Origin of the sequence: Xanthomonas sp. SHU 199 (genome assembly GCF_000364665.1) — a bacterium.
GTDB lineage: Bacteria > Pseudomonadota > Gammaproteobacteria > Xanthomonadales > Xanthomonadaceae > Xanthomonas_A > Xanthomonas_A sontii.
In genome coordinates, this window is the sequence record NZ_AQOI01000803.1 from 1 (window position 1) to 7,512 (window position 7,512).

6 protein-coding genes are annotated in these 7,512 nt (G+C 70.7%); 1 reads left to right on the forward strand and 5 read right to left on the reverse strand.

What is annotated here, in order from left to right; genetic code table 11:
- A partial coding sequence (locus tag D183_RS0121880; protein ID WP_017910877.1) for a TraB/GumN family protein occupies positions 1-834 on the forward strand: 834 nt, incomplete at its 5' end.
- 395 nt (positions 835-1,229) lie between these two features.
- Here D183_RS0121880 and dxs read toward each other — a convergent pair.
- The 5 genes from dxs to D183_RS0121905 all read right to left on the reverse strand — a co-directional run bounded on the left by dxs (position 1,230) and on the right by D183_RS0121905 (position 7,403).
- Entirely contained in the window at positions 1,230-3,137 is a 1,908-nt protein-coding gene (gene dxs, locus D183_RS0121885; protein ID WP_017910878.1) for a 1-deoxy-D-xylulose-5-phosphate synthase, read from the reverse strand.
- Between the two features lie 150 nt (positions 3,138-3,287).
- Positions 3,288-3,947, reverse strand: coding sequence for an HNH endonuclease (locus D183_RS0121890; RefSeq protein ID WP_026143548.1), 660 nt, complete (start codon positions 3,945-3,947; stop codon positions 3,288-3,290).
- Positions 3,948-4,059: 112 nt separating this feature from the next.
- On the reverse strand, positions 4,060-5,844 hold the full coding sequence (locus D183_RS0121895) for an acyl-CoA dehydrogenase C-terminal domain-containing protein (protein ID WP_017910880.1): 1,785 nt from the start codon (positions 5,842-5,844) through the stop codon (positions 4,060-4,062).
- A 103-nt stretch (positions 5,845-5,947) separates the two neighbouring features.
- Positions 5,948-6,595 carry a response regulator gene (locus D183_RS0121900; RefSeq protein ID WP_017911263.1) on the reverse strand — a complete coding sequence of 216 codons (648 nt, stop codon included), beginning with the start codon at positions 6,593-6,595 and terminating at the stop codon, positions 5,948-5,950.
- Positions 6,596-6,683: 88 nt separating this feature from the next.
- Positions 6,684-7,403 (reverse strand): sensor histidine kinase, encoded by a 720-nt coding sequence (locus D183_RS0121905; protein WP_017910882.1) that lies wholly within the window; start codon positions 7,401-7,403, stop codon positions 6,684-6,686.
- Positions 7,404-7,512: the final 109 nt, after the last annotated feature.

The following is a 7,512-nucleotide window of genomic DNA, read 5'->3' on the forward strand; positions in this document are numbered from 1 at the left end:
GTGCTGTGGATCCTCGGCACGGTGTCGCCGCTGCCCAGGCGCATGCAGTGGGAGTCGGGCGAAGTGGAGCGGGTGATCGCCCAATCGCAACAGGTGATCGCGGCGCCGACCCTCACCCTGGACTCGGGCCTGGGCATGTTCCGCAGCCTGATGCTGCTGCCGTCCTTGCTCAAGGCGCGGCGCAATCCCGACGACCGCACCTTGCAGCAGGTGCTGCCGCCGGAGCTGTATGCGCGTTGGCTGCCGCTGAAGGCGCGCTACCTGGGCCGCGACGGCAGCGTGGAACGCTGGCGGCCGGTGTTCGCGGCGCAGGAGCTGTACGAAGCGGCGATGCGCACCTCCGGCCTGAGCCTGGGCAGCGTCGTGCAGCCGGTGATCGCGCGTGCGGCCAAGCGCGCCAGGGTGCCGATCGTGCCGGTGGTGGTGGAGGTCAAGGTGCCCGACGCCAAGCGTGCGCTGCAGGAGTTCCGGGCGACCTCGCTCAACGACAGCGCCTGTTTCGCGCGCACCCTGCAGGTCATCGATCGCGACCTGGAGACGATGCGCCAGCGCGCTAATGCCTGGTCCGAAGGCGATCTGGACACGCTGGCCGCGCTGCCCGCCAACGATCAGTACCGGGTCTGCCTGGACGCGGTCGGCGAAGCGGCGATCGCGCGCAAGCTGGGCCTGGGCGATGTGCGCCAGCGTGCGCAGGCGGCCTGGCAGCAGGCGGCCGAACGGGCCCTGGCGCAGAACCGCTCCAGTTTCGCGGCGTTGCCGATGCAGACCCTGCAGGAGCAGGGCGGGCCGCTGGATCGGCTACGCGCCAGCGGCGCCGAGGTGATCGCGCCCTAGGGCGTGTCATCAATTCCCGAGTATGCCGCGTTGGGTCTGGCAGGCGCGCGGCCGGCGTTGCGTGGCGCAGCGCCTGACTGGCCGTCAGGTCAAGCCGCGCGGCGCCGGCCGCGCGCCTGCCAGGCCCAACCCGAAGGGCCGCGATTGCGCGCGCCCATGGCCGCGTCATCGCTCGGGCGTGGACGGACGTCCACTTCCTCGCTCTTCCTTGCCACAGGCGCGCGCAATCGCGGCGCGGCATGCTCGGGGATTGATGACACGCCCTAGGTCACGCGCTGGAGACGCCGGGGCAATCAGAAGCGGCATGAGGCACATCAAGCATCGTGCGCAATGCCGCAAGCAGGCACGGCACGCGTCAACCGCCGTGCCGTTGCTCTGCTCGCAATCGCGGCGGGTCAGCCCGCCGCGGTGCGCGGTGCGCTGGCGCCCAGCTGCGGCCAGCGCTTCAGCACCGCGGCGCGGATGCCGGCGGCGTCGATGCCGGCTTCGGCCAGCAGTTGCTCGCGGCTGGCGTGGTGCTGGAACGCATCGGGCAGGCCCAGGTGCAGCACCGGGCGCAGTACGCCTTCGGCGTTGAGCAGCTCGGCCACGCCGGAACCGGCGCCGCCGGCCACCACGTTGTCCTCGATGGTCACGAAGCCTTCGTGGCTCTGCGCCAGCTCCAGCAGCAGGGCGCGGTCCAGCGGCTTGACGAAGCGCATGTTGACCACGCTCAGGCCCAGCTCGCGGCCGACCTGTTCGGCCGCCGCCAGGGTCGCGCCGAACGCCAGCAGCGCCACCGTGTGGCCCTGCGCGCGCACTTGCGCCTTGCCGATCGGTAGGGGTTCCAGCGTGGTCCCGGGGGCGACCCCGGGGCCGGTGCCACGCGGGTAGCGCACCGCGGCCGGACCGGCATGGCGCAGGCCGGTGCTGAGCAGTTGCCGGCACTCGGCTTCGTCGGCCGGCGCCATCACTACCAGGTGCGGCACGCAGCGCAGGAAACTCAGGTCCAGGTTGCCGGCGTGGGTGGCGCCATCCGGGCCGACCACGCCGCCGCGGTCGATCGCGAACAGCACGTCGAGCTGCTGCACCGCCACGTCGTGCACCAACTGGTCGTAGCCGCGCTGCAGGAAGGTGGAATAGATCGCCACCACGGGCTTGGCGCCGTGCACGGCCATGCCCGCGGCCAGGGTCACCGCGTGCTGTTCGGCGATGGCCACGTCGAAGTAGCGCTGCGGGTATTCCTTGCTGAAGCGCACCAGGCCGGAGCCCTCGCGCATCGCCGGGGTGATCGCCAGTAGCGCCGGCTCGGCCGCGGCCATGTCGCAGATCCAATCGCCGAACACGTCGGTGTAGGTCGGCGCCTTGGCGCCCGGCTTGGCCACCAGGCCCTTGCTCGGATCGAACGGGCCTACGGCGTGATAGCCGATCTGGTCGCCCTCGGCCAGTTCGTAGCCCTTGCCCTTGGTGGTGATGACGTGCAGCAGCTGCGGACCCTTGAGGGTCTTGAGCGTCTTCAGCGCGCCGAGCAGCGCCGGCAGGTCGTGGCCGTCGATCGGGCCGGTGTAGTGGAAGCCCATTTCCTCGAACAGCGTGGACGGCACGAACATGCCCTTCCAGTGTTCTTCCCAGCGTCGCACGAAGCGCGCGGTGGGGTTGCTCTTCTTGTCGCCGAGGATCTTCTTGCCGCCCTCGCGGATGGCGTTGAGGGTCTTGCTGCCGCTCATCCGCCCCAGCATCTTGGTGACCCCGCCGACCGCCTCGGAGATCGACATGCGGTTGTCGTTGAGGATCACCAGCAGGTTCGGTTCCGGGTCCATGCCGCCGGCGTGGTTCAGCGCCTCGTAGGCCATGCCCGCGGTCATCGCGCCGTCGCCGATCACCGCCACCACCTTGCGCTCGTCGCCCATGCGCTGCAGCGCCACCGCCATGCCCAGCGCGGCCGAGATCGAGGTGGAGGAATGGCCGACGCCGAAGGTGTCGTACTCGCTTTCCTCGCGCTTGGGGAACGGCGCCACGCCGTCGGCCTGCTTGACCGTGTGGATGCGGTCGCGGCGCCCGGTGAGGATCTTGTGCGGGTAGGTCTGGTGGCCGACGTCCCACACCAGCTGATCGACCGGCGTGTCGTAGAGGTAGTGCAGGGCGACGGTGAGTTCGATCACGCCGAGGCCGGCGCCGAAGTGGCCGCCGCTCTTGCCGACGCACTCGATCAGAAAGGCGCGCAGTTCCTCGGCGATGGCCGGCAGCTCCGATTCATCGAAGCGACGCAGTTCGGCGGGGACCTGGATGCGCGAGAGGCGCGGATAGCGGGTGGGGTCGATCATCGGAATGGAGGTTCAGCGGACCTGTCATTTTCCTCTCCATTCCGGGCACGCGCAATCAACCCGTTCAGTCGCGGGCGCGTGGATGGCCGGTTTTGGCCGGGGTGCGGCAATCCGTCGCAGCGGGCGTGACGGCAGCGTGAGGCCGCGCGGCTACAACGAGAGCTTAGAGCGCTTCGGCAACTGCGCCTTCAGGAACGACATCTGGTCGGCCAGGATGTTGCGGTTGGACAGGATCAGATGCTCGATCCAGCTCGGCCGGTACGGCACCGCCAGCAGCGGCATCGATGCCTGCTGCGGGGTGCGATTGCCCTTGCGCGAATTGCAGTGGAAGCACGCGGTGACCACGTTCTCCCAGATGTCGCGGCCGCCCTTGGACACCGGCAGCACATGATCGCGGGTCAGTTGCGGGCGGCTGAACTGCTGGCCGCAGTACAGGCACAGTTGCGCGTCGCGGGCGAACAGCGCGGTATTGGTCAGGGTCGGGGTGGGGTCGAGCGCACGCGCATGCGCGTGGCCGCGCGCGGCGATGATCGGATGCAGCTCCAGCACGCTGCGCTCGCCGCTGGCGCGACAGATACCGCCGTGGATATGCAGGCACGGCTCGCCGAGCGTCCAGGCGACCGCGCCGCGTGCGTACAGGCAGGCGGCGTCCTGCCAGTTGATCCAGTCCAGCACGCGGCCATGCGCGTCCAGCGACAGCAGCCGGACCGAAGGCAGGTGGGACGGGGACGCCGCAGGCGACGGGACCGCGGCCGAGGCGCCGCAGGCCCCGGTATCGATCAGACCAAGCGTTGTTGTGTCTGTCTCCATCGGGAAGACAGCTTATACCCGATTGGTGACGGTTTGTGTATCGGCCGCGGCGGGCCGTGCGGCCCCGGCACGGCGTGCATGCCGGGGCCGCGTCCGGACCTGGATGTGCGACTCAGAACTGCGCGTCGGCCAGCGTCATCAGCGGCGCGGCGCCGCTGTCGATGGCCGCGGCGTGGGTCAGCGTGCGCGGCAGCAGGCGGGCGTAGTAGAAGCGCGCGGTCTCGCGCTTGGACTGCTTGAACGCCTCGCCATGCGCCGAGGCCTCGGCCGCGGCGACGCTGCGCGCCCACCAGTAGGCCAGCACCACGTAGCCGGAATAGAACACGTAGTCGTAGCTGGCCGCGCCCAGTTCCTCGGGATTGCCGGCGGCGCGCTGCAGGATGCGCTTGGTCAGCGCCGCCCACTCGGCGGCCTTCTCGCGCAGCGGCGCGACGAATTCGGCTACCGCCGGGTTGTCGGCGTGCTCGGCCAGGAAGGCCTCGATCTGCGCCAGGAACAGCTTCAGCCCGGCGCCCTGGCTGGACGCGGTCTTGCGCCCGATCAGGTCCAGCGCCTGGATGCCGGTGGTGCCTTCGTACAGGGTGGTGATGCGGGCGTCGCGTGCCAGCTGCTCCATGCCGTGTTCGTGGATGTAGCCGTGGCCGCCGAAGCACTGCAGGGCGTGATAGGTGTTCTCCACCGCCCACTCGGTCTGGCAGGCCTTGGAGATCGGGGTGAGGAAGCTGACCAGCACGTCGGCCTGCTCGCGCTCGGCCGGGTCCTGCGCGCTGTGTGCGATGTCGATCAGGGTGGCGGCATGCAGCGCCAGCAGGCGGCTGCCTTCGGTCAGCGCCTTCACCGTCAGCAGCATGCGGCGCACGTCCGGATGCACCAGGATCGGGTCGGCCGGCTTCTCCGGCAGCTTGGCGCCGCTCAGCGAACGCGACTGCAGGCGCTCGCGGGCGTAATGCAGCGCGTTCTGGTAGGCGCGTTCGGACAGGCCGATGCCCTGCAGGCCGACGCCCAGGCGCGCGGTGTTCATCATGGTGAACATGGCCTGCAGGCCCTTGTGCGGCTGCCCGACCAGGTAGCCCTCGGCGCCGTCGAAGTTCATCACGCAGGTGGCCGAGCCGTGGATGCCCATCTTGTGCTCCAGCGAGCCGCAGCGCAGCGCGTTGCGCTCGCCGACGCTGCCGTCGCGGGCGACCTTGAATTTCGGCACCACCAGCAGGGAGATGCCCTTGGCGCCGGCCGGCGCGTCCGGCAGCCGCGCCAGCACCAGGTGCACGATGTTGTCGGTGAAGTCGTGCTCGCCGGCGGTGATGAAGATCTTGGTGCCGCTGACCGACCAGCTGCCGTCGGCGTTGGGCTCGGCGCGGGTCTTGAGCAGGCCCAGGTCGGTGCCGCAGTGCGGCTCGGTCAGGCACATGGTGCCGGTCCAGCGGCCATCTACCAGCGGCTTCAGGAACACCTCCTGCTGCCAGGCCTCGCCGTGCTGCTTGAGCGCCTCGACTGCGCCGTGCGACAGCAGCGGGAAGTTGCCCCAGGCCAGGTTGGCGGCGTTGACCATTTCGTTGAGCGGCACGCCCAGGGTGTGCGGCAGGCCCTGGCCGCCGAACTCGGCGGCGGCGGTCAGCCCGGTCCAGCCGCCCTCGGCGAACTGCCGGTAGGCCTCGCGGAAGCCGGGCGCGGTGGTCACCGCGCCGGTGGCCTTGTCCAGGGTGCAGCCGTGCTCGTCGCCGACCCGGTTCAGCGGCGCCAGCACGGTGCCGGTGAAGCGCGCCGCTTCTTCCAGCACCGCATCGATCAGTTCGGCATTGGCGTCGGCATGGCCGAGGCGGGCAAACAGCGCCTCCACCTGCAGCACGTCGTGCAGCGCGAAGCGGAGATCGGTCAACGGGGCTTGATAGGTGCTCATGCGATCGCTCGTGACGAGGGCCGCGGTGCGGCCGAGGCGCCCAGGATACTATGGCGTATGGAGTATGCGCAGCCGCGCCGAACCGGCCGGTGCGCGGCGCCGTTCAGTCGAGCAGGCCGTGGCGGACCGCGTAGCGCACCAGTTCGGCGGTATTGCGCATGCCCAGCTTGTTGAGCACGCGGAAGCGGTGGTTCTCGGCGGTCTTGACGCTGATCTGCAGCACCCGCGCGATCTCCTTGGTGGTGCGGCCCTCCACGATCAGGTGGAACACCTCGCGTTCGCGCGCGGTCAGGCTGCGGTAGGGATCGGGCGGCAGCGCCTGCGGCTGCTGCATCTGCGCCACCAGTGCCTGCGCGGCCTGCGGCGAGAAGTGGCCGCGGCCGGCGTGCAGGTTGCGCACCGCGGCGATCAGGTCGGCGCTGGCGCTGTCCTTGAGCAGATAGCCGGAGGCGCCGGCGCGCACCGCGTGCAGCACGTATTCGTGTTCCTCGTGCATGGTCAGCACCAAGATCCGCGCCAGCGGCACGGTTTCGCACAGCCGCCGGACCACGTCGATGCCGTTGAGCCGCGGCATCGAGATGTCCACGATCGCCACATCCGGGCTGGTCGCCTCGGCCTTGGCCAGCGCCTCGATGCCGTCGGCGGCCTGCGCCACCACCTGGATGCCGTCGATCGCGTCGAGCACGGCGACCAGGCTTTCGCGCACCAGGGTGTGGTCGTCGGCGATGAGGACCCGGATCGGCGCGCTCATGCCGGTGCGCTCCAAGCGCGCCGACAGGCGGGATGTCGCGGCGTGTGCAGCGCCGCGCGGGTGCCGGGGCGGTGCAGGGCGATCACGTTCAATCGGCCTCCAGTGGGACCCGGATCTGCACGCAGCAGCCCTCGCCCGGGGACGATTGCAGGCGCAGGCTGCCGCCGCTCAGGCGCAGGCGTTCGCGCAGGCCGCTCAGGCCGCTGCCGCCGGCCACCAGCGCCTGCTGCGGGTCGCAGCCGCAGCCGTCGTCGAGCACCTGCAGATGCGCCCAGCCGTCGCGGGCCACCAGCCGCAACAGCACCGACTGCGCAGCCGCGTGCTTCAGCGCATTGGTCAGCGCTTCCTGCGCGCTGCGGAACAGCAGGGTCTGCAGCGCTTCGTCCAGCGTCGGCAGCGGGCCGATCTCGACGCTGACCGGGGTGGCGCCGGCGGCGGACTGGCTGCGGCCGAGCCAGCCCAGCGCGGCTTCCAGTCCCAGGTCGTCGAGGATCGGCGGGCGCAGCAAGCGCGACATCTGCCGGGTGTCTTCCAGCGCCTGCGTGCACAGCTGGATGGCGTCCTCGAGCGGCGCGCGCAACGCGGCGTCGGCCGCGCCGAGCGCCGCGCCCAGCTGCGCCAACCGGTGCTTGAGTACGGTGAGGTTCTGGCCGACGCCGTCGTGCAGTTCGCGCGCCAGGCGACGGCGTTCGTCCTCCTGCACCTTGACCACGGCGCGGCCGAGGCGGCGGAATTCGCGTTCGTTCGCTTCCAGCCGCTGCAGCAGCAGGCGGTAGCGTTCGGCGGCGGTCGTGGCGGCGTCGTTCATGGCGTGGTCTGTGCGCGCGCGACAGCGGAACCGTCGGTGGCCTGTGCCGCGGCGCGGCGGGCGCGTTGCGCGGCGGCGTGGTCGCCGAGCGCGTCCAGGCGCTGCGCGG